Here is a 22,134-nt window from a genome sequence, read left to right as displayed (position 1 = left end):
ACCACCGACAGGAGATGCGCACCATGGAGCACATGAAGACCCAGTTGGAAAAAGCGCAGGCGTTCGTCGACCTGCACCGGCGCGGTAACTGCTTCGTCATCCCGAACCCGTGGGACGCGGGATCGGCGAAGCTGCTGCGGCACCTGGGTGTGCCGGCGCTCGCCGGCACCAGCGCCGGCTTCGCGTTCTCGCAAGGGAAGACGGATCCGACCATCACCGTGCAGGACATGCTGCCGCACCTGGCCCAACTGGCCGCGGCGACGGACCTGCCGCTGTCCGCCGACCTGCAGTCGGGCTTCGGCCCATCCGCCGACGATGCGGCCCGTACGATCATCGAAGCGGCGGCGACGGGCATCGTGGGCGGCTCCATCGAGGATGCGACCGGCGATCCGGACGACCCGCTGTACGACATCGGCCTTGCCACCGATCGCATCCGCGCGGCGGCCGAGGCGGCACGCTCGCTCGGCTTCAAGTTCGTGCTGACGGGCCGCGCCGAAAACTTCCGCGTCGGCAGGCCGGATCTCGGCGACACCATCCGCCGCCTGCAGGCCTACCAGGAGGCCGGCGCGGACGTGCTGTTCGCACCGGGCCTGCGCACCGCGGACGAGATCGCGGAAGTCGTGCGGTCGGTCGACCGGCCGGTCAACATCATGATGGGCATGCCCGGCATGCCGCTCACGGTTCCCGAACTGGCCCGTCTCGGCGTCACGCGCGTGAGCCTGGGCGCGTCGCTCGCGCGCGCCGCGTACGGGGCGCTCGTGCGCGCCGCGCGCGAAGTCCTGGAGCAGGGGACCTTCGCCTACGCCGACGATGCGCTCGACGCCGCGACGCTGAATCGCATCTTCGCGCCGGCCTGAGTTGTACCGGAACGGAACACCCGGGTGATCCGAAGTGGCGCAGTGGCGTGCGTGCGGCCGTCGATGTCGTAGCGCCTGGCCCTGGAATGGTTCCTGCAGTGATAGCAGCGACAAACTATCACGGAGACAGGGACCCCACCGACCATGGCACAACGTACGAACCTGCGCGCGGCCGTGCTGGCGGCCGCCGTCGCGGCCCTCTGGCATGGAGGCGCTGCAGCCGATCCATTGCCGGCCGTCGTCGAAATCGTCGGCACGACGCCGCTGCCGGGCCTGGGCGTCGCGCGCGAACGGGTCGCCGCGAACGTGCAGACCCTGGACGGCGCCGCCGTCAACGCGAAGGACGGCGCCACGCTGCCGGACGCGTTGAACCGCCGGCTGGGCAGCGTCTTCGTCAACGAAATCCAGGGCAATCCACTCCAGCCGGACGTCAACTACCGCGGCTTCACGGCGTCGCCGCTGCTCGGCACGCCGCAGGGACTGTCGGTGTACATGGACGGCGTGCGCATGAACCAGCCGTTCGGCGACGTCGTCGGCTGGGACCTGATCCCGCGCGCCGCCATCGCGTCGCTGACCCTGATGCCGGGCTCGAATCCGCTGTTCGGACTGAACACGCTGGGCGGCGCGCTCGTCGTCCGGACCAAGGATGGCGAGCACGATCCCGGCACGGTGCTGGATGTGCAGACGGGCGGCTACGGACGCGCGGAGACCGGATTCGAACACGGCGGCCATGACGGGCGCGGCCTGCACTGGTACGTCACCGGCACCGCGTTTCGCGACCACGGCTGGCGCGACGATTCGCCCACGCGCCTCGGCCAGTTGTTCGGCAAGGCCGGATGGCGCGGCGGGTCGAGCGACGTGGCGCTGAGTGCCGCATTCTCGTCCAGCCGCCTTGCCGGCAACGGCTTGCAGGAGGAGCGGCTGCTCGCGCGGGACGCCGCCAGCGTCTACACGAAGCCGGACGTGACCAGGAACCGCGCCGCGCTGCTGAATCTGACGGCCAGCCGCGACGTCGGCGCCGGCGTCCTGCTGTCCGGGAACGCCTACTACCGCCGCATCCGCGCGTCGACCGTCAACGGGGACCTGAACGACGATGCGCTCGTGGACGACGTACCGAATGGACTCGTCAACCGCACGGCCAGCACGCAGGCGAGTGCGGGATTGAGCGGACAGGCGTCGCTGCCCAAGGGGCTGACGGCCGGCGCGGCGTTCGACGCGAGCCGCGTGGACTTCCGCCAGAGCGTGCAATTCGGCGCCGTGAATCCAGACCGCGGCATCGCGCCGGTCGGCGTGTTCGACGACGACAGGGCGGTCGACCTCGACGGCCGCGCGCGCACGTGGAGCGTGTATGCGATGGACACGCTGCGCCTGCGCGACGGCCTGCACGTGACCCTGTCCGGCCGCTACAACCGCACGGCCGTCCACAACCGCGACCGCATCCATCCCGGCGGCGGCAGCGGTTCGCTGGACGGCGACCATCGCTACGGCCGCTTCAATCCCGCGGCCGGCATGACGTGGTCGCCGTCGCGGCAACTGAATGCCTATGCCGGCTACGACGAAGGCAGCCGCACGCCGACCGCGGTGGAACTGGGCTGCGCCGATCCGGCGAATCCGTGCAAGCTGCCGAATGCGATGGCGGGCGATCCGCCGCTGCGGCAGGTCGTCACGCGCACGTGGGAAGCGGGCGTGCGCGGGACGATCCGCGGCGTGCACTGGAGCGCCGGCGTGTTCCGCGCGACGAACCACGACGACATCCTGTTCGTCGCCGACGACGCGGCGGGCTTCGGCTATTTCCGCAACGTCGGCCGCACGCGCCGCCAGGGCGTCGAGCTGGGCGCCGACGGCCATGCCGGCACGGTGGAGATGTCCGTGCACTACACGTACCTGGCCGCGACGTTCGAAAGCGCGGAGACCATCAACGGTGCCGGCAACAGCAGCGCCGATGCGGACGGCAATATCGCGGTCCGCCCCGGCGATCGCCTGCCCCTGATGCCGCGCCACGTAGGCAAGGCGCGCGCCGGGTGGCAGGTCACGCCCGCGTGGTCGGCGGAACTGGGCGTGCAGGCCGTATCGGATTCGACGGCGCGCGGCAACGAGAACGGCCTGCATCGTCCGGACGGCACGGGGTTCCTGGGCAGCGGCAGGACGGCGGGCCATGCCGTGTTCGACCTCGGGACGACCTTTGCGCCGGCGCCGCGCCTGCGCCTGTTCGCCCAGGTCGACAACCTGTTCGACCGGCGCTACGCGACGGCGGCGCAGCTCGGCGCCACCGGCTTCTCGACGGACGGCACGTTCATGGCACGGGGCGGCGATGCGCGCGTCGTGCACTCGACCTTTTACGCGCCCGGCGCCCCGCGCACGATCCGCTTCGGCGTGCGCTGCACGTTCGACTGAGCCTGCACGCGCTTCACACCCACAGCCGGTACATCCAGAACGACTCGTCGTCGGCGAAGCGGCGCGCGAATTCCGCCGGCGCGAAGCCGGTGATGCGGCGCACGGCGCGCGTCATGTGGGCCTGGTCGGCGAAGCCTTCGTCCAGCGCCATCGCGGCCCAGTCGAGCCGCTGGCCGGCATCGTGGCGGTCGCGCGCGGCGAAGAACAGGCCTTCGGTGCGCACGATCGCCTGCCATTCGCGCAGCGAGCGGCCGCTGAACGACTTGATGCGGCGCTCGACGTGGCGCGGGCTGTGTTCGCGCCGCCACTCGTGCGCCTGCCACGCGAGGCGTTCGACCCAGTGCCGGCCGAGCTGGCGCAGCGACGCCTGGCCGGAATCGCGCCCGCGCAGCGCCTGCCAGCGGCGCGCGAGGTGGCGCGCCAGCACGTCGATCAGATCCTCGTCGGCGCTGGTGCGCAGCGCGTCCCAGAACGGCGTCCATTCGGCGCCCATGACGTCTTCGGCCGGCACGAAACGGTCCTGGATGCGCGCGAGATCCAGCCCGAACAGGGCTTGCGCGGCGTCGGCGCGGAACAGCGCCATGCAGCCGTGTCCCGTCGTCGGCGCCCAGGTCGTGCAGGGATCGGCCTGCGTGCCCGAGACGACGCAGGGTGAGCCGAACGGTTGCCATTCCAGGCCGTGCGCGCCTTGCCTGACCTGGCCGACGTCGACGTCGCGGAACCACGACAGCGTGACGAGCGGCGACGACGGGAAATGCGACAGGCGCTGGACGTTGTCGAGCTGCAGGCCGCGGGTGTCGCGCCCGGCCAGCGCGACGAGCGCGCCCTGCAGCGACGGCGGGGGCAGGCGCAGCCAGTCGGTCGGCCGGCCGGACGGCGCGGCGCGCGGCGCGCGCGCGAGCGGGTCGGGGCAGGTCAGGGGTTGGGTCGGCATCATGGCGTGCAAGTATAGCAACGATGTCATTTCGTTCACAGGACTGCCCGCAGCCATGCCATGGCCCGTGTGCACGCTTTTTATATGGATTCAAGCTTGCGGATTAATAAATTCAATCTTGAACCGAATTAAGTTTTCGTTACCTGGTTTCTCGATGTGTGTAAATTATTGTATCAATCGGCTGCGGCTCGACGTAAACCGGCCATCAATAAAAGAACTTGATCCTGGAAACAAAGACGGGATTAGACCGTGCGGAAGTGCACGCCATGCGAACGTCGACCTGAAAGGACACATCATGGTTTCCATCACAGGCCAGCTGTTGAGGGAAAAGCTGCCGCAATGTCAGGATCCGGACGGTTGGGCCGAAACACTCAACCAGGTCATGCCCGAATTCGACATCACGACCCCGTCCCGGGCGGCGGCTTTCATTGCACAAACCGGCATCGAGTCGGCCGGCTTCAGTGTATTGGAGGAAAATCTTTTCTTTACCACGGCGCTACGACTGGGCAAGGTCTGGCCCAGCCGCTTTCCCGGCGGCGCAAACGCCGCCGCTTATCTGCGCAACCCCGAGGCGCTGGGAAATTTCGTGTACGCGAACCGGATGGGAAACGGCGACGTGACATCCGGCGACGGTTTTCGCTTCCGCGGACGTGGCCTGCTGCAGATTACCGGGCGAACCAATTATGGCCAGGTCGCGAAGCAGATCGGCCTGCCATTGCAGGACAAACCCGAAATGCTGGGAGAACGCGCCAATGCCGCACGCAGCGCAGCGTACTTTTGGCAGGCGCATCATTTGAATGCCCTGGCGGATTCCGGTGCGGGCCATCCCAGGGAGGAAGACTTCGTTCGGATGACCATGATCATCAACGGTGGAAAACAGGCGCTGGCGCAGCGCGAGGCGCTGTTTGCGCGATTGAGCGCGGCATTGGGCGCCTGACGTATGGAAAATCCCCCGCAGGTCGACCGCTTGCTGGTCGAACGGTTTGTACGCGGCAACGGCACGATCTTCGTCGGTGCGGGGGTGTCGCTTGCTTCCCGGCTGCCCACCTGGAAAAAGCTGATGGCTCCCCTGAAAGAGGAACTCGGTCCCGATGCCGACGACCTCGATCTGTTACAGGTCGCCGAGCTGTATGAAGTCAAGCATGGGCGCAGTGCACTGGTCCAGCACTTGAAAGAACAGTTGGGCCACGTGAAATTCCGGGTCAATAAAACCCACGAGCTGCTCGTGTCGCTGCCGGTTCAACGCATCTATACGACCAATTTCGATAACCTCCTCGAACAGGCGTCCCAGAAAAAACAGATCAACCGGCACGTCATCTACAACGCGTCGCACGTCGGTTTGTCCGACACGTCCATGCTGTCGATCATCAAGCTCCACGGGGACCTGGCCGATCCGAATTCCATCGTGCTGACGGCGCGCGACTTCTACAGCTATGCGGCCAAGAACCCGGCGGTGGCGGACCTGTTGAAAGTCGAACTGCAGACGCGGACCGTCCTGTTCATCGGCTACAGCTTCAGCGATCCGAACCTGGCAATGATTCTCGGAAATGCGGTCTTCCAGACCGGCACGACCCCGCCATTGATTTATGCGATCCAGTTTCAACCGACGGAATTGTCCATCCTCGCCATGAAGGCGCGCGGGGTCACGGTGATCCCGATCGACGCAAAGCCCGGGACGTCCGACGCGGAAAAGAAGATCGAAGAATGGCTGCAGCAATTCAGCAGGTCGCTGAACAGCATGGAACGCCGACGCCAGCAGGTACTCGGGACAAGGAAATTTCCAGCGAGCAGTCCCTTGCTGATGAGACACCCGTATTCCGTGAGGAGCGAGCGCGTGACCGATCGGATCAGGAGCGGGCTGTCGTCCGAATTCCGTGTCATCGTGGTGAGAGGGGAAGCCGGCGTCGGTAAAACGCATCTGGTGGCCGACGCCGCCAAGAAGAAACTCCAGCCCAGCAATCGCTCGCTCTGGATAGAGGGTTTCGAACAAATCATCTGGATCCGCCCGGTCTTGCGGAAGAACGGCGGCTTCCACACGCTGGACCAGATCTTCAGTTCGATTACATCCCAGCTGGACGGCAACGTACAGTTGGACGACAGCGAATCGGAACGGCTGCGTCACAAGATCGAGGCGCTGCTGCAGGAGCGCCGTGTGCTGATCGTGATCGAAGATCTCGACGATCCTCGCGCCGATCAACATCAATCCCGGGCGGAGGAGCAGCGCGACGCGGAGGCCACGCGCTTCGACGATATCAAGGCCTGGCTGGAAGACATCGGGAATTTCTCCTATGCCCGCAGCAGAATCGTCGTGACGACGCGAACCGCCGTCGTGGCGGGATTCATGGTCGAGGTGACGCGGCTCGGCGGCGCCGATGCGGTCAAAATGGTGCACGAACACGCGCGCGCCATCATGCTGCGCCGCCATTTCGATGCGCTCGCCACCGTCGAGAAAAAGGTGGTCGATCTCACGATGGGGAATCCCCAGGCGATCCGATTGGCGCTGGGCCTGATCAACGGGGCGCCGAAGGACGATTGGCTCGACGCGGCAATCGAGCGTTCCCGCGCCGGCGGGAGCCAGGGAATCGAACCGGTCTTCGATTCGATCACGGCCGCGATCTGGGAAAAACTGCCGGTGGACGGGGAAGCGCGCCGCGTGGTCGAAGCGATGGCGGCGTTTCCCGCCGAAGAATGGGTGCCGTCGGCATTGTTGAAATGCGCGGCGAAAACCGCGGACGACAATGTGCTCCAGCAGGCCCTGCAGACTTGCCTGCGATTCGGCCTGCTCGGCTATGACGCACTGTACGACAACTATTTCATGCACCGGACGATCAAGGAGGCGCTCAGCCGTCAAAATCTGATCGACCAGGTGCAGCTGAATCATGCCCGCACCGAGCTCGCCCGCCATCTTCTCGCCTTCCTGAGCGCGGACGGCGTCGTTTGCCGGCCCGAGATTCCCGAACGATACTGGAATGCGCTCGTCCGGGAAGAGTTCGTAAAGATCGATCCGTATTGGCCCATCATCGAAAGCCTGATGTGGTGGGCCGAAGATCAGCCGATCATCGTGGACTTCCTGCTTCTGCTGGTCCACTACATGGACAGCCGTTTCCTGAACGGTCACCGGCTGTATTTCGTCAATAAGGCGATGGCGATGGCCAGCGACCTGGACAAACGCACGCGGGCGCTGCTGAACATCGATGCACTGGGCTGGACATATATCGAAGAGGGCTCGGACATCCAGGCCATGAAATACATCGACCAGGGTTTGCAGTTGCTGACGGACCAGGACAACGATCTGCGGGCGCTTGCCAGTGCCTGGAAAGCGCGGATCTGCGCGAAGCAGGACCGTATCTTCGAGGCCCGGATCCACATCGGTAACGCCAAGCGGTTCGTGAAATCCTGTCCGAGGAAATTCTGGATCAAGGCCCGCGTGTGCATGATGGCGGGCGACGTGAAACTGATGGAGAAGAAGCCGAATGCGGCGGAGAAGCAGTATCTCGATGCGGAAGCGAACGAAGAACGGTATGGCGGCGAACTCGGCTATCAAACGGATCCCCGCATCGGTTTCGCATTGTTGCGTAAAGCCGATGCGGAGCCGAAGAACGCCGGTCCCGTCATCGACAAGGCGAGGCAGCGGTTCACGCGGCTTGCCGAAAACGAACACGTCCCGACCGGCCGCCTGTATGGGGAATATGGTCTGGCATTGATCGCTTCTCGAGAAAATTCGACCGACGACGCGCTCCTACAACTGAGAAAAATCCTCAAGGAGATTTCGGCCCGCCAGGGCGAAAATAACGTGCTGTTGAAACTGGCAAAAGAAAGTTATGAAAGCCTTGCCAGCTCGAAAGTGCTATCGCATTGAAACGCAGGGCACGCGCTCGCGTTCGAACGAGACGCCATTTTCAAATACCGTTGCCGTATCGAGCCATGTCGTTTCCGTTCAATACCGCGCCGCGCCCCCGGCCGACAATGCATGGCATGAAAACGACCACGCCCCCATCCTGCCCCTTCCATGCCGGCGCGACGCATGCGGCCCCGGCATCCCATCCACCCGGCACCTGGCCTCCCGGCCCGCCGGCCGGCCTGACGGGCTGGCGCTTCCTGCGCCAGATGTCGGGCGACATGCTCGGCACCTTGTCGGGCTGGCGGCGCGAGTACGGCGACATGGTGCACCTGCCCATCTGGCCCGAGCACCAGGTCATCGTCACCCATCCGCAACTGGTGCGCGATCTGCTCGTCGACCAGCACGACGCGCTGGTCCGCTGGGAACGCGGCATCGAGGTATTCGCGCAGGTGCACGGCCACAGCACGCTCACGTCCGAGGGCGCCGCGTGGCGCACGAAACGCCAGGCGCTGCAGCCCGCGTTCAGCCCCAGGGCCGTGCAGGCGTTCATGCCCGCCATCGCGTCCGCCGCCGACGCCGCGTTCGCGCACTGGCCGCGGGCGGACGACGCATGGCCGATCGAGAGCGCGTTCACGTCGCTGGGCATGGAGGTGATCGTGCGGATGATGTTCTCCAGCGGGATCGCGGCCGACGCGCGCGAGGCCGAGTGGGCCGTGCACGTGTGCTCCGTCGCCGGCAATGCCGAGATGTATTGGCCCGCCAGCTGGCCGGACTGGATGCCGTGGAAGCGCACCAAACGCCGCGCCCGCGCCACGCTCGACCGCCTGATCGCCGGCCAGGTCGACGCGCGCATGAAGATGGCGCGGGAGGGCTGGCCGCAGGACCTGCTCACCCGCTTGTTGACCTTGCACGTCGAGGACCCGGCGGCGTGGCCGCTCAAGGCCGTGCGCGACGAGTGCATGACGGCGTTCCTGGCCGGCCACGAGACGACGGCCGCGACCCTGACGTGGTGGTCCTGGTGCATGGCCGCGCATCCGGACGCGCAGGCGGCCGCGCGCGCGGAGGTCGACGCCGTGCTGCAGGGCAGGGCGCCCACGGCCGCGGATCTGCCGGCGCTGGATTACCTGGGGCGCACCCTGCAGGAGACGCTGCGCCTGTATCCGGCCGCGCCGGTCCTGATCTCGCGGCGCGCGCTGCGGCCCGTCACGCTGGGCGGCTGGCAGCTCCCGGCGCGGACGATTTTCGCGGTGCCGCTGCACCTGATGCACCACGACGCGCGCTGGTTCCCGGAGCCGCAGGCGTTCCGCCCCGAGCGCTTCGCGGAAGGCGCCCCGGCCATCCCGCGCGGCGCGTTCATGCCGTTCGGGACGGGGCCGCGCGTGTGCCTGGGCCAGCATCTCGCGCTGGCCGAGATGACGCTGCTCGCGGCCATGTTCCTGCAGCGCTACTCGGTCGCCGTGCCAAGCGGGATGGCGCCGCCGCGGCCCGTCTTCAACATCACCCTGCGGCCGGAGACGCCGCTGACGCTGCGCCTGACGGCCCGGTAGGGTGGGCACCCCGTGCCCACGCGCAGCCGGCCCCGGCACGGACGGACCCCGGTCATTCACGCGTCGGTTGAACGCGTGGGCGGGGGCCGCCCACCCTACGACATCGTGCGCATATGTGACGTTCGCGTGCCGCATGCGTGCGCGTGGGCTGGGGCCGCCCACCCTACGACATCGTGCATGCGCCCGTAGGGTGGGCACCCCGTGCCCACGCGCAGCCGGCTCCGACATGGACGGGCACGCCGGTTATTCATGCACCGGCTGAACGCGTGGGCGGCGCGACAATGAAAACGGGCGCCGGAGCGCCCGCTGCCGCGAGGGCGGAGGAAGCCTTAGTCGAGCAGGTCGAACAGCGTGCGCGCGACGACCTTGGTCGCGCGGCGCAGGTCTTCCAGGTCGATGTGCTCGTCGGCGCGCTTGGCGTTGCTCTCGCCGACCGTGCGCGGACCGCAGCCGTACAGCACGGCCGGGACGCCCGCCTCGCCGAACAGGCGCGCATCCGTGTACAGCGGCGTGCCGGCCGCGCCGATCTCCTCGCCGAACACGCTGGTGGCGTGGCGCGACAGGGCGTCGACCAGCGGCTGGTTGCCGTCCAGCGGCTTCAATGCGTTCGCCAGCAGCATGCGCTTGATCTCGATGGTGATGCCGGGGCAGTCGGCGACGGCGTCCTGGATCACCTTGTGCAGCGTCGCTTCGACCTCGAGCGGGTTCTCTTCCGGGATCATGCGGCGGTCGAGCTTCAGCACGACCTTGCCCGGCACGACGTTGGTATTGGTGCCGCCTTCGATCAGGCCCACGTTCAGGTAAGGATGGTTGATGCCCTTGACCTGGCTCTTGACCTGCTTGTACTGCGTGTTCTGGTCGTACAGCGCGACGAGGATGCGGGTCGCGGCCTGCAGCGCGTCGACGCCCGTTTCCGGCACGGCCGCATGGCCCATCTTGCCGTTGACCGTCACTTCCATCTGCAGGCAGCCGTTGTGCGCGGTGACGACCTGGTAGCTGAAGCCCGCGGCGATCAGGAGGTCGGGCTTGACGAGGCCTTGCTGCAGCAGCCAGCCCGGGCCCAGTTCGCCGCCGAATTCCTCGTCGTAGGTGAAGTACAGTTCGACGCCGCCCTTGAGCGGGGCGCCCAGCGCTTCCAGGGCGCGGGTCGCGAACGTGAAGGTCGCGAAATCGCACTTGCTGACGGCGGCGGCGCGGCCGAACAGTTGGCCGTCGACGACTTCGCCGCCGTACGGATCATGGCTCCAGCCGTCGCCCGGCGGCACCACGTCGCCGTGCGCGTTCATCGCGACGGTGCGGCCCGCGCCGTATTTGCGGCGCACGACCAGGTTCGTGATCGTCTCCAGGCCGGCCGCCTTGACGGTCGGCGCCGGCACCGGGTGCTTCTCGGCGTCGAAGCCGAATTCGCGCAGCAGGTCGGCCGCGCGCTCGGCGTGCGGGGCGTTGTTGCCCGGCGGGGTGTCGGTCGGCACGCGCACGAGCTCCTGCAGGAAGCGCACTTCCTCGTCGAAATGGGCGTCGATCCAGGCGTCCAGCGCTTCGTAGGGGGCGGCGGTGTTGTTGGTAGCGGTCGTGGTCATGTCAGAAGTCCGATGCGAGTTGGTCGAGAAGGGCTTGGTACGCCTGGACGCACAGTTCGGCGTCGTCGTTGGTGATGGATTCGAGCGGGTTGTGGCTGATGCCCGCGTTCAGCCCGCGCAGGAACAGCATGGCCTGCGGCATGATGTCGTGCAGTTTCATCGCGTCGTGGCCGGCGCCGCTGGGCATGCGGAATACGGGCAGGCCGAGCGTTTCGACGGCGCGCTCCCAGCGCTGGCGCCAATCGGCGGCGCACGGGGCGGCGGCCGCGCGCATCGTTTCCTCGAGCGTGTACTGCAGCCCGCGGCGCTCGCAGATGGCCGCCAGTTCCGCCTGGATGTCGGCGGCCGCGGCGTCGCGCACCTCATTGGTCGTGGCGCGCACGTCCAGCGAGAAGCGGCAGCGGCCCGGCACGACGTTGATCGAGCCGTTCGGCACCTCCAGCATGCCGACGGTGGCGACGAGGTCGGCGACCGCGCCGCCGCGCTTCTCGGCGAACAGCACCAGTTCGGCCGCCGCGGCCGCGGCATCGCGGCGCATCGTCATCGGCGTGGTGCCGGCGTGGCTGGCGACGCCGACGATCTCGCCGACGAAACGCACGCTGCCGTTGATCGATGTGACGACGCCCAGCGGCAGGTCGAGGTCGTTCAGCACCGGCCCCTGTTCGATGTGCGTCTCGACGAAGCCGAGGTAGCGCGCCGGATCGCGTTTCAGCGCGGCGATGTCGTCGACCTTCAGGCCGGCGTGCTCGATCGCGGCGCGCATCGTGATGCCGTCGGCGTCCTTCTGATCGAGCCAGTTCGCGTCGAACGACCCGGTGAGGGCGCCCGAGCCGAGGAACACGGCTTTGTAGCGCTGGCCTTCCTCTTCGGCGAAGCCGACGACTTCGATGCCGTAGGCGAGGCGCTTGCCCTGGCGGTGCAGTTCGCGCACGCAGGCCATCGGCACGAGGATGCCCAGGCGGCCGTCGTACTTGCCGCCGTTGCGGACGGTGTCGTAGTGAGAGCCGGTCAGCAGGCGTTTGGCGGCGGGATCGGCACCGTGATAGATGCCGACGACGTTGCCGACGGCGTCGATGGTCACGTCGTCGAAGCCGCATTCCTCGCGCATCCACTGCGCCAGGTGCAGCGCCGTGGCGCGGTGCGCATCGGTCAGGTAGGTCACGCACAGCTCGCCGCGCTCGGCGTAGCCGGGTTCGGTGTGGGCGGCCAGCTGTTCGTGCCAGTCCCACACGTCGTTGCCGAGCGCCGGGTGCTGGTCGAACTTGTCGTCCAGGCGGATCTCGGCGATGCGGTGGATGTTGCGCAGCGCTTCGGCGAACTCGAAGTCCGGCCCGTTGCCCAGGCGGCGCGCGAAGGTGGCGATGATCTCGGCCTTCTGCAGGCCGAGGCCGCGCGGGCCGCGCACCGCGAGGATGAACGGGAAGCCGAACTTGGCGTTGTAGTCGGCGTTCAGCTTCTGGATCGTCGCGAATTCCTCCGGCGTGCAATTCGTCAGGCCGGCCTTGTTCTGTTCATTCGTCGATTCCGCCGTCAGCGATTTGCTGACCATCGCCTTGCCCGCGAGCTCCGGGTGGGCGCGGATCAGGCCCAGTTGTTCGTCGCGAGAGGCGTCGCGCACGGCTTCGACGAGGCCGCGCTTCAGTTGCGCGAGCGTCGCGAACGGGCGCCTGGCCCAGGCGCGGCCGGCGATCCACGGCGAATGCTCGTAGACGCCGTCCAGCAGCGCGGTGAAATGCGCCTCGTCGGCGGCGTTGAGTGTCTCCAGCGTTAACATTGTCATTACTCCCACGCGAATGCGGTGTCGGGGTTGTAGGGGTGCACGTTCTTCCAGTGGCGCGCGATGTCGATGCGGCGCGCGACCCACACGCGATCGTGCTGTTCGATGTAGTCCAGGAAGCGCTGCAGCGCGCGGAAGCGTCCCGGCCGGCCCAGCAGGCGGCAGTGCATGCCGATCGACAGGATCGACGGGCGGTCGCCGCCTTCCTGGTAATGGACGTCGAACGCGTCGCGCAGATACGCCAGGAACGGATCGCCGTGCGAAAAACCCTGGGGCAGCGCGAACCGCATGTCGTTCGTGTCCAGCGTGTACGGCACGACCAGTTGCGGCGCCTGGGTGCCGTCCGTCTTGCGCACCTTGAGCCAGAACGGCAGGTCGTCGCCGTAGTAGTCGCTGTCGTATTCGAAGCCGCCGTAATCGGCGACGAGGCGGCGCGTGTTCGGGCTGTCGCGGCCCGTGTACCAGCCCAGCGCGCGTTCGCCGGTCAGGCGTTCGATGGCGTCCATGCCGCGCGCCATGTCGGCGCGCTCCGCCGCTTCGTCCATGTTCTGGTAGCTGATCCAGCGCCAGCCATGGCAGGCGATCTCGTGGCCGAGTTCCTTGAACGCGCTCGTCACGTCCGGGGAGCGTTCCAGCGCCATGCCGACGCCGAAGATCGTCAGCGGCAGGCCGCGCTTTTCGAATTCGCGCAGGATGCGCCAGACGCCGACTCGCGAGCCGTATTCGTAGATGCTCTCCATCGACAGGTGACGGGTCGGGAACGACGCCGGGTTGAACATCTCGGACAGGAATTGTTCGCTGCCGGCGTCGCCGTGCAGCACGCTGTTCTCGCCGCCTTCTTCGTAGTTCAGGACGAACTGCACGGCGACGCGGGCGCGTCCCGGCCAGTCGGCGTACGGCTGTTCGCGGCCGTAGCCGGCGAGGTCACGTGGGTAGTGTTGGGTCATGATGGCTCGTTCGTGGTTCACGGATGAAGGATGTCGGCCAGGTCCACGCGCTGCGGATCGAGGTGCAGGTTGTGCTGCACGTTGGCCAGGTGTTTCGAGACGAGGCGCATGGCCGCCTTGACGTCGCGCTTTTCGAAGGCGTCGACGATGGCCACGTGCTCGTCCAGCGATTCCTCCGCCGACTGCGACGACTGGCGCATCAGCGCGATCAGCGAGGAGCGCGTCAACAGCTCGGACAGCATCTGCACCAGCACCTGGTTGCCGAGCATCTGCGCCAGCACGAGGTGGAAGTCGCCCAGCAGGCGGGTGCGGCCCGGGACTTCGGCGTTGGCGACGGCGGCCTGTTCCAGCTGCAGGTGTTCGCGCAACTGCTTGATCTGGGCGTCGGTGATCGTCGCGCACAACTGCTTCGTCACGGCCGTCTCGAGGATAGTGCGCACTTCGAACACGTCGTTCGCTTCCTCGGCCGTGGGCGTGGCGACGAACGCGCCGCGCGCCGGTTCCAGCACCACGAGGCGGTCGCGCGACAACTGGTTGAACGCCTGGCGCACGACGGTGCGCGACACCTTGAAGATGTCGCCGATCTTCTGTTCGGACAGTTTGGTGCCCGGCATCAGGCGGCGCTCGGCGATCGCGGTGGTGATGGCGTCGACGATGCGCTGCGTGGCGCCGCCGGCCGGCGCGCCCGCGGGCGTATCATGGGTCAACGGGACGATCTTCAGGGGCGTTCGGGCTCGGCTCATGGTCGCTTTAAACAATAAGTGATTGACATCGTGCTTGGAGTGTATACACTTTTCCAAAAAAAGAAAACACAAAGTGTATGCAATTTTTTCGCCAACCAAGAAAGGAAAACAGATGGGACACCTCAGCACCCACGTGCTCGACACCATGAACGGCTGCCCGGCGGCCGGCATGCGCGTGACGCTCGAAGCGCTCGACGGCAACGGCGCGCGCACGATCAGGACGCTCACGCTCAACAGCGACGGCCGCAACGACGGCGGTCCGCTGCTGAACGCGGAAACGATGGCGGTCGGCCGCTATCGCCTGACGTTCGCCGTCGCGGCGTACTTCCGCGAGAAGGGCGTGAGCCTGCCCGAGCCGGCCTTCCTCGACGTCGTGCCGCTGGAGTTCGGGATTTCGGACGCGGCCGGCCACTATCACGTGCCGCTGCTGGTCAGCCCGTGGTCGTATTCGACCTACCGTGGCTCGTAAGCATCAAGCCTTGTTCTTGTCATAAAAAATCTCCCCATTTTCGACAAGATCGTATACAGTTGTAGATGTCGCCGCGGAGCACATCGGCAGAAGGGCCCAGCCCGACGCCGGTGGTTGCGATGATTTGCCCCTCACAGAGCCCGCTGTGGTGATGGGACAGTACGTGCAGTCGTTCATGCCGTACTTCCTTTCGTAAGAGGCTCTATGGAATCCTATCTGCTCGACTGGGCCAACCTGCTGTTGCGCTGGACCCACGTCATCACGGCGATCGCCTGGATCGGCGCATCGTTCTACTTCGTCTTCCTCGACAATTCGCTGACCAGGCCGACCTCTCCCGACCTCGTGGAGAAGGGCGTCGACGGCGAGCTGTGGGCCGTGCACGGCGGCGGCTTCTACCACCCGCAAAAATACCTCGTGGCGCCGAAGTCGATGCCCGAAGGCCTGCACTGGTTCTACTGGGAGAGCTACGCCACGTGGCTGTCCGGTTTCGGCCTGTTCACGGTGCTGTACCTGTTCAATGCCGGCACCTTCATGGTCGACAAGCAGGTGCACGACTGGACGCCGGGCGCCGCCGTCGGCACCGCGCTGGGCTTCCTCGTCGCGTTCTGGCTCGTGTACGACACGATCTGCCGCACGTTCGGCCGCAAGAAGAACGGCGACGCCATCGTCGGCGGGATCGTCTTCGTGTTCGTCGTGTTCGCCGCCTGGCTGGCCTGCCAGCTGTACGCGGGCCGCGCCGCCTTCCTGCTGGTGGGCGCCATGCTGGCCACGTCGATGAGCGCGAACGTGTTCTTCTGGATCATCCCGGGCCAGCGCAAGGTCGTCGCCCAGCTCAAGGCCGGCCAGCCGGTCGACCCGATCTACGGCTGGCGCGCCAAGCAGCGCAGCGTCCATAACACTTATTTCACGCTGCCGGTGCTGTTCGCGATGTTGTCGAACCACTACGGCTGGCTCTATTCGGGCGACAACAACTGGGTCGTTCTGGTACTGATGATGCTGACGGGCGCCCTGATCCGCCAGAGCTTCGTCGCGCGCCACAAGGCCATGGTCCACGGCAAGCGCGTGCCGTGGGAATTCGCCGGCTTCGGCGTCGCCGCCCTGATGGGTCTCATCGTCTACCTGGTCCCGAAACCCGAGATCGATGTGCCGGCCATCGCGTCCGCCGCGCCCACCGCTGCCGTCGCCAACAGCGGCGCCGCCGCCGGCGCCAGCGCGCAGAACGTCAGCTTCGAACAGGTGAAAGGCGTCGTCGCCCAGCGTTGCTCGATGTGCCACTCGGCCGCCATGGCGTCGAAAGGCATCTCGTTCGATTCGCCCGAATCGATCAAGCGCCACGCCCAGGAGATGTACCAGCAGGCCGTCGTGCTCAAGCAGATGCCGCTGAATAACGCGACCCAGATCACACCCGACGAGCGCAACCTGATCAAGCGCTGGTACGAGGAGGGCGCCCCGGTCAACTGATCACCAGGGGCCCCGTGCCCCGGCCGGCCGCGTCACGAGCGCGGCCGGCGCCCGGCGGGCAGCATGCATCCTTCGTTTCGAACGCAGTAACGCAGTACGCAGTACGCAGTACACGCAGTACACGCAGTACGGCAGCACCGGCAGTTCTAAAACCAAAGGGGGACCACCCCCGACCAGGAGACAAGCATGACCCAAACTTCCCGCCATCCCGTGGATGAGCGATTGCCCCTCGGGCGCCTGACCGCGCTCGGCCTGCAGCACGTCCTCGTCATGTACGCCGGCGCCATCGCCGTGCCGCTGATCGTCGGACGCGCCCTCAAGCTTCCCCCTGAACAGGTCAGCATGCTGATCTCGGCCGACCTGTTCTGCTGCGGAATCGTGACGCTCATCCAGTCCCTCGGGCTGACATCCTGGTTCGGCATCCGCCTGCCGGTGATGATGGGCGTGACCTTCGCGGCCGTCGGCCCGATGGTCGCCATCGCGAACGCGGTGCCCGGCGTCGACGGGGCGCGCGCGATCTTCGGCGCCGGCATCGGCGCCGGTGCCGTGGCGCTGCTCATCGCGCCGTTGATGAGTCGCCTGCTGCGCTTCTTCCCGCCCGTCGTCACGGGCACCATCATCCTGATCATCGGCGTGACCCTGATGCGCGTCGGCGTGGGCTGGGCCATGGGCGGTCCGGACAACACGGCGCAGAGCGTCGACACGGTCAAGCTGGCCGCGATGGTCGACGCGGCGCGCGCCGGCGCGGCGCAGGCGGCAAGCGCGCTGCCGCCGGGCGGTGCGGCGCCCGCCCTGAAGCTGGCCGGCCCCGTGCCGATGACGCCGAACCCGAACTACGGCGCGCTGGACCACCTGGGCATCGCCGCCTTCGTGCTGGCCGTCGTGCTGTGCCTCGTGCGTTATACCCGTGGCTTCCTCGCCAATATTTCCGTCCTGCTGGGCATCGTCGCCGGCTGCATCGTGACGTTCGCGTTCGGCGAGATGAGCTTCGCCAAGGTCGGCCAGGCCGCCTGGTTCCGGCTCGTGACGCCGCTGGCGTTCGGCGCCCCCACGTTCGATCTCGTCATGATCGTCACGTTCGCCGTCGTCATGATCGTCGTGATGATCGAGTCGGCCGGCATGTTCCTCGCGTTGTCCGAACTGACGGGCAAGGACCTCGACCGCAAGCAGCTCGCGGCCGGCCTGCGCACGGACGGCCTGGGCACGCTGATCGGCGGCCTGCTGAACACCTTTCCGCACACGAGCTTTTCGCAGAACGTGGGCCTGGTCGCCGTCACCGGCGTCAAGAGCCGCTGGGTGTGCGTGGCCGGCGGCTGCATCATGATCGTGCTGGGCATGCTGCCGAAAATGGCGGCGCTGGTGGAGGCGATCCCGCAGTTCGTGCTGGGCGGCGCAGGCCTCGTCATGTTCGGCATGGTTGCCGCGGCAGGCATCCGCATCCTGACCCGCGTCGACTTCCGGAGCAACCGCTACAACCTGTATATTGTCGCCCTGTCGATCGGCTTCGGCCTGATCCCGCTGGTGGCGCCGCGCTGGGCCCAACAGATGGCCCACAGCCTGCATCCGTTGCTGGAGTCGGGCATCCTGCTGACCGCCGTCGCCGCGGTCGCGCTGAACCTCTTCTTTAACGGAACCCGCGACATCCCCGCCGAGAGCCACGGGGATGCGGGCGCCACCAACAACCACCAATCAATCGTCCAAGGGAGCAAAGCATGAAAAAAACCGTCCTGACCATGGCGCTGTGCGCGTGCGCGGCAACGTCCGTCCAGGCCGCCGAGTGGAGCGACACCTCGATCGGCTACCGCACCGGCGGCCGTTTCCGCGAGCCGTTCAACGGCGCCGACATCCACAAGGACATCCTCGACATCAACCACGTGAGCGGTTATGCCTACGGCACCAACTTCTTCAACCTGGATGTCCTGCTGTCGAACAAGACCGACCCGTCGGCGCCGGGCGCGAGCTCGGGCGCGCAGGAGTTCTACCTCCTGTACCGCAACACCGTTTCGCTGACCAAGGCAACCGGCAATCCGTTCGCCTACGGCCCCGTGACCGACGTCGGCATGACCTTCGGTTTCGACGTCAACACGAAGGACGACGCCGGCTACAACTCGAAGAAGCGCATGCTGGTCGTCGGCCCGACCTTCTCGTTCAAGGCGCCGGGCCTGCTGAACGTGGGCATCTACGGCCTGTGGGAGAGCAACGCGCCGACCAACGAGTTCTCGGGCGTCTCGACCCCGCGCTACCGCTACGACACGCACCCGATGCTGGGCGCCGTGTGGGCGTTCCCGGTGGGCGCGACGGGCTGGTCGTGGGAAGGTTTCGCCAACTGGATCGCCTCGAAGGGCAAGGACGAATTCGGCAACCAGACGGCGCCGGAAACGAACATCGACATGCAGCTGCTGTACGACGTCGGCCCGCTGCTGGGCGCCAAGCCGAAGACCTTCCGCGCCGGTTTCGAGTACCAGTACTGGCACAACAAGTTCGGCAACGACAGCAAGCACGTGCCGGGCGCATCGGCCAGCACGCCGATGGTGAAGGCCGAATACCACTTCTGATTTCCGAGTAGGACGGGACGGCACGGCGGTGCCGGCCTGTCGTTGCCACCGGCGCGCTTGCCTTCGGGCGGCGCGCCGTTTTTTTTGCCACCGGGGTCAGAGCCCGGTTTGGATCAATGTCCCGATGCGCAACGACCGCCAACGTCGGCGCCCGCACGAACTTACGCGGAAGCACTTGCACCAAAACGTGCTCTGACCCCGAATTGTCGACTCCGAATTGTCGCCTCGTTTGCGGGCATGCGTGCCATCGGTATTTACCACGCTGGTGCGGCCTTGCACCAGCAGACGGCGCGGGCACGAAAGCAGTGCGCCGGTGCCCGATCGGCCGGCGCTTCGCCGGCCCGGCCGCCATCCCGGCAGCGGGCCCGTTTCTTGCATGACTCCCTTCGACGGCGCGACCGACGCCGGATCACCGATCAATCCATGCCGCCTCAGCGCGGCCCCTAGGGAGAAGTTTCATGGCGTACCTGGTGCCTTCAGAATTCGTGACCAAGATGGTCGACGCGGGCGAATCCAAAATCTATATGTCCACGCGCGATGCGCTGATCCGCGCCTACATGGCGGGCGCCATCCTCGCGCTGGGGGCGGTGTTCGCCGTCAGCAGCTCGGTGGCGACGGGCGTGCCGCTGATCGGCGCGCTGCTGTTCCCGGCCGGCTTCTGCATCCTGTACCTGCTCGGTTTCGACCTGCTGACCGGCGTGTTCGTCCTCACGCCGCTGGCGCTGATCGACAAGCGTCCCGGCGTCACGCTGCCGCGCGTGATCAAGCACTGGGGCATCGTCTTCCTCGGTAACTTCCTCGGCGCGTTCACCGTGGCCGTGCTGATGTCGTACATCTTCACGTTCGGCTTCCACACGGACGGCGGCGTGCTGGCCAAGACGATCGGTTCGATCGGCGAGAAGCGCACCCTCGGCTATGCGGAATACGGCTTCGCCGGCATGGTCACGCTGTTCATCCGCGGCATGCTGTGCAACTGGATGGTGTCGACCGGCGTCGTCGGCGCCATGATCTCGACGACCGTCGGCGGCAAGGTCATCGCCATGTGGATGCCGGTGACGCTGTTCTTCGCGATGGCGTTCGAGCACTCGGTGGTCAACATGTTCCTGTTCCCGTTCGGGATCCTGACCGGCGCCCACTTCACCTTCCTCGACTACCTGCTGTGGAACGAGATCCCGACCGTGCTCGGCAACCTCGTCGGCGGTCTCGCCTTCACGGGTTTGACCCTGTATTCGACGCACGTGAAGACGGCGCCCAAGCGTTCGTTCAACTGAGCGGCGCGGCGCAAGGGCCGGCGTCCATGTCGCAACCATTGACCCTGTCCGTCGGCCAGCACACGGACCGGGGCCGCAAACCGTCCAACCAGGATTGCCACGGCGCGGTGATGCCGCGCGCGCCGCTGCGCGCGACCAAGGGCGCGGCGCTCGCGCTGGCGGACGGCATCGGCAGCAGCGCCGTGAGCCACGTCGCCAGCGCCACCGCCGTCGCGTCCTTCCTCGAGGATTACTACGCCACGCCGGACGCGTGGTCGGTCCGGACCTCCGCCGAGCGCGTGCTGGCCGCGGCCAACGCCTGGCTGTACGCGCAGACGCGCCAAAGCCAGGAGCGGTACGACCAGGACCGCGGCTATGTCTGCACCTTTTCGGCGCTGGTCATCAAGTCGAACACGGCCCACCTGTTCCACGTCGGCGACGCGCGCATCCATCGCATCCACCTCGGGGAGCAGGGCGCCAGCCTCGAACAGCTGACGACGGATCATCGGGTCTGGGTGTCGCCCGAGCGCAGCTACCTGAGCCGCGCGCTGGGCGTGCAGGACCGGATCGACATCGATTACCGCGCCGTGGCGCTGGAGGCGGGCGACCTGTTCATGCTGGCCACGGACGGCGTGTACGAGCATCTGACCGGCGCCGACGTGCACGCCGCGCTGCACGGCGCGCCGGACCTGGACGAGGCGGCGCGCCGCCTGGTGGCGCGCGCGCTGGACAACGGCAGCGCCGACAATCTCACCGTGCAGCTGGTGCGCATCGAATCGCTGCAGGCGCGCGAAGCGTCCGAGCTGCTGCGCCAGATGGCCGGGCTGCCGCTGGCGCCGCTGCTGGCGCCGCGCGCGGAACTCGACGGCTACCGCATCGTGCGCGAGGTGCACGGCAGCAGCCGCAGCCACGTCTACCTCGCGCTCGACCCGGACAGCGGCGCGCACGTGATCCTCAAGGTGCCGTCGATCGACCTCGCCGCCGACCGCGCCCACATGGAACGGTTCGTGATGGAGGAGTGGATCATGGGGCGCGTGCACAGCGCCCACGTGGTCAAGCCCGCGCTGCCGGCGCGCCCGCGCAGCTGCGTCTACGTCGCCACCGGGTACATCGAGGGCGTCACGCTGGCGCAGTGGCTGCGCGACCATCCGCGCCCCGGCCTGGATGCCGTGCGGCGCATCGTCGACCAGGTGGCGAAAGGCTTGCGCGCCTTGCACCGGCTCGAGATGCTGCACCAGGACGTCCGTCCGGACAACGTCATGATCGACGCCGACGGCACCGTCACGATCATCGACCTGGGTTCGGTGAGCGTGGCCGGCGTCATCGAGATGGCGCCGCACGCGCCCGACTGGACCCTGCAGGGCGCCGCCCTGTATGCCGCGCCCGAGTACTTCCTGGGCGAACGCGGCACCGTGCGCTCCGACGTGTTCGCGCTGGGCGTGCTGACCTACTGGATGCTGACGGGCGCGCTGCCGTACGGCGTCGGGATTCCACGCGCGGCCGGGCGCGCCGCGCAGCGCAAGCTCGCGTACACGTCCGCGCGCGAGCACGAGCCGGCGCTGCCGGCCTGGGTCGACGCGGCGCTGGCGAAGGCGCTGCGGATCGACCCGCGCCGGCGCTACGAGGACGTGGCCGAATTCGTGTACGACCTGCACCACCCGAACCGCGCCTTCCTCGAGCGCACCCGTGCGCCCCTGATCGAACGCAGTCCGCTCCTGTTCTGGAAGGCGCTGTCGTTCGCGCTGGTGCTGGTGCTGCTGGCGGACCTGGCGTTGCGGC

The 22,134-nt window shown here is 67.1% G+C and carries 16 protein-coding genes; 11 read left to right on the top strand and 5 right to left on the bottom strand.

Annotated elements, in window-relative coordinates:
• Positions 1-32 precede the first annotated feature (32 nt).
• Both ASC93_RS08405 and ASC93_RS08400 read left to right on the top strand, forming a co-directional pair.
• Entirely contained in the window at positions 33-857 is an 825-nt protein-coding gene (locus tag ASC93_RS08405) for an isocitrate lyase/phosphoenolpyruvate mutase family protein (RefSeq protein ID WP_056440259.1), read from the top strand.
• Between the two features lie 144 nt (positions 858-1,001).
• A complete protein-coding gene (locus ASC93_RS08400) occupies positions 1,002-3,251 on the top strand; it encodes a TonB-dependent receptor (protein ID WP_056440014.1) in 2,250 nt (749 codons plus the stop codon).
• A 13-nt stretch (positions 3,252-3,264) separates the two neighbouring features.
• Here the strand turns inward: ASC93_RS08400 and ASC93_RS08395 are convergent, their stop codons facing one another.
• Positions 3,265-4,185: an AraC family transcriptional regulator gene (locus ASC93_RS08395; RefSeq protein ID WP_056440257.1), complete on the bottom strand. Its 921-nt coding sequence runs from the start codon at positions 4,183-4,185 to the stop codon at positions 3,265-3,267.
• Positions 4,186-4,480: 295 nt separating this feature from the next.
• Between ASC93_RS08395 and ASC93_RS08390 the strand changes: the two genes are divergently transcribed.
• From ASC93_RS08390 to ASC93_RS08380, 3 genes are all read left to right on the top strand, one after another.
• Entirely contained in the window at positions 4,481-5,122 is a 642-nt protein-coding gene (locus ASC93_RS08390; protein ID WP_056440012.1) for a glycoside hydrolase family 19 protein, read from the top strand.
• A gap of 3 nt (positions 5,123-5,125) precedes the next feature.
• The gene (locus ASC93_RS08385) at positions 5,126-8,044 is read left to right on the top strand and encodes an SIR2 family protein (RefSeq protein ID WP_056440010.1); all 2,919 of its coding nucleotides are present in this window, start codon (positions 5,126-5,128) and stop codon (positions 8,042-8,044) included.
• A 116-nt stretch (positions 8,045-8,160) separates the two neighbouring features.
• Positions 8,161-9,573 (top strand): cytochrome P450, encoded by a 1,413-nt coding sequence (locus tag ASC93_RS08380; RefSeq protein WP_056440009.1) that lies wholly within the window; start codon positions 8,161-8,163, stop codon positions 9,571-9,573.
• 329 nt (positions 9,574-9,902) lie between these two features.
• On the opposite strand, the gene ASC93_RS08375 is transcribed toward ASC93_RS08380, so the two are convergent.
• The 4 genes from ASC93_RS08375 to ASC93_RS08360 are packed head-to-tail and all read right to left on the bottom strand — an operon-like array spanning position 9,903 to position 14,620.
• Entirely contained in the window at positions 9,903-11,153 is a 1,251-nt protein-coding gene (locus tag ASC93_RS08375) for an ArgE/DapE family deacylase (protein ID WP_056440007.1), read from the bottom strand.
• 1 nt (position 11,154) lies between these two features.
• The gene (uraD, locus tag ASC93_RS08370) at positions 11,155-12,933 is read right to left on the bottom strand and encodes a 2-oxo-4-hydroxy-4-carboxy-5-ureidoimidazoline decarboxylase (RefSeq protein WP_056440005.1); all 1,779 of its coding nucleotides are present in this window, start codon (positions 12,931-12,933) and stop codon (positions 11,155-11,157) included.
• The gene (gene puuE, locus ASC93_RS08365) at positions 12,933-13,877 is read right to left on the bottom strand and encodes an allantoinase PuuE (protein ID WP_056440003.1); all 945 of its coding nucleotides are present in this window, start codon (positions 13,875-13,877) and stop codon (positions 12,933-12,935) included. Before puuE ends, uraD begins: the two co-directional genes overlap by 1 nt.
• A 17-nt stretch (positions 13,878-13,894) precedes the next feature.
• Complete coding sequence (locus tag ASC93_RS08360; RefSeq protein WP_082547862.1) at positions 13,895-14,620, bottom strand: GntR family transcriptional regulator; 726 nt, start codon at positions 14,618-14,620, stop codon at positions 13,895-13,897.
• A gap of 112 nt (positions 14,621-14,732) precedes the next feature.
• Here ASC93_RS08360 and uraH point away from each other — a divergent pair, with 112 nt between their 5' ends.
• The 6 genes from uraH to ASC93_RS08330 form a co-directional block, all read left to right on the top strand.
• Positions 14,733-15,089, top strand: coding sequence for a hydroxyisourate hydrolase (gene uraH / locus ASC93_RS08355; RefSeq protein WP_056439999.1), 357 nt, complete (start codon positions 14,733-14,735; stop codon positions 15,087-15,089).
• 204 nt (positions 15,090-15,293) lie between these two features.
• Positions 15,294-16,550, top strand: a complete 1,257-nt coding sequence (locus ASC93_RS08350) for a urate hydroxylase PuuD (protein WP_056439997.1) — start codon at positions 15,294-15,296, stop codon at positions 16,548-16,550.
• 186 nt (positions 16,551-16,736) lie between these two features.
• Positions 16,737-18,266 carry a nucleobase:cation symporter-2 family protein gene (locus tag ASC93_RS08345; RefSeq protein ID WP_056439995.1) on the top strand — a complete coding sequence of 510 codons (1,530 nt, stop codon included), beginning with the start codon at positions 16,737-16,739 and terminating at the stop codon, positions 18,264-18,266.
• Positions 18,263-19,105, top strand: a complete 843-nt coding sequence (locus tag ASC93_RS08340) for a hypothetical protein (RefSeq protein WP_056439993.1) — start codon at positions 18,263-18,265, stop codon at positions 19,103-19,105. Before ASC93_RS08345 ends, ASC93_RS08340 begins: the two co-directional genes overlap by 4 nt.
• Before the next feature lie 458 nt (positions 19,106-19,563).
• Positions 19,564-20,376, top strand: a complete 813-nt coding sequence (locus tag ASC93_RS08335) for a formate/nitrite transporter family protein (RefSeq protein WP_056439991.1) — start codon at positions 19,564-19,566, stop codon at positions 20,374-20,376.
• Between the two features lie 26 nt (positions 20,377-20,402).
• Positions 20,403-22,134: bifunctional protein-serine/threonine kinase/phosphatase (locus tag ASC93_RS08330; RefSeq protein WP_056440255.1), on the top strand; the 1,732-nt coding region annotated here is incomplete at its 3' end.

Origin of the sequence: Massilia sp. Root335, from assembly GCF_001425685.1 — a bacterium.
In the GTDB taxonomy this organism is placed as follows: Bacteria; Pseudomonadota; Gammaproteobacteria; order Burkholderiales; family Burkholderiaceae_D; genus Telluria; species Telluria luteola.
This window is presented reverse-complemented; position numbering and strand designations above follow the sequence as displayed.

What these genes read in the sequence shown, in the direction of transcription:
- ASC93_RS08405 (WP_056440259.1), top strand. Translation starts at nt 33, where the DNA reads ATGAAGACCCAGTTGGAAAAAGCGCAGGCGTTCGTCGACCTGCACCGG.
- ASC93_RS08400 (WP_056440014.1), top strand. Translation starts at nt 1,002, where the DNA reads ATGGCACAACGTACGAACCTGCGCGCGGCCGTGCTGGCGGCCGCCGTC.
- ASC93_RS08395 (WP_056440257.1), bottom strand. Translation starts at nt 4,185, where the DNA reads ATGCCGACCCAACCCCTGACCTGCCCCGACCCGCTCGCGCGCGCGCCG.
- ASC93_RS08390 (WP_056440012.1), top strand. Translation starts at nt 4,481, where the DNA reads ATGGTTTCCATCACAGGCCAGCTGTTGAGGGAAAAGCTGCCGCAATGT.
- ASC93_RS08385 (WP_056440010.1), top strand. Translation starts at nt 5,126, where the DNA reads ATGGAAAATCCCCCGCAGGTCGACCGCTTGCTGGTCGAACGGTTTGTA.
- ASC93_RS08380 (WP_056440009.1), top strand. Translation starts at nt 8,161, where the DNA reads ATGAAAACGACCACGCCCCCATCCTGCCCCTTCCATGCCGGCGCGACG.
- ASC93_RS08375 (WP_056440007.1), bottom strand. Translation starts at nt 11,153, where the DNA reads ATGACCACGACCGCTACCAACAACACCGCCGCCCCCTACGAAGCGCTG.
- uraD (WP_056440005.1), bottom strand. Translation starts at nt 12,933, where the DNA reads ATGACAATGTTAACGCTGGAGACACTCAACGCCGCCGACGAGGCGCAT.
- puuE (WP_056440003.1), bottom strand. Translation starts at nt 13,877, where the DNA reads ATGACCCAACACTACCCACGTGACCTCGCCGGCTACGGCCGCGAACAG.
- ASC93_RS08360 (WP_082547862.1), bottom strand. Translation starts at nt 14,620, where the DNA reads ATGAGCCGAGCCCGAACGCCCCTGAAGATCGTCCCGTTGACCCATGAT.
- uraH (WP_056439999.1), top strand. Translation starts at nt 14,733, where the DNA reads ATGGGACACCTCAGCACCCACGTGCTCGACACCATGAACGGCTGCCCG.
- ASC93_RS08350 (WP_056439997.1), top strand. Translation starts at nt 15,294, where the DNA reads ATGGAATCCTATCTGCTCGACTGGGCCAACCTGCTGTTGCGCTGGACC.
- ASC93_RS08345 (WP_056439995.1), top strand. Translation starts at nt 16,737, where the DNA reads ATGACCCAAACTTCCCGCCATCCCGTGGATGAGCGATTGCCCCTCGGG.
- ASC93_RS08340 (WP_056439993.1), top strand. Translation starts at nt 18,263, where the DNA reads ATGAAAAAAACCGTCCTGACCATGGCGCTGTGCGCGTGCGCGGCAACG.
- ASC93_RS08335 (WP_056439991.1), top strand. Translation starts at nt 19,564, where the DNA reads ATGGCGTACCTGGTGCCTTCAGAATTCGTGACCAAGATGGTCGACGCG.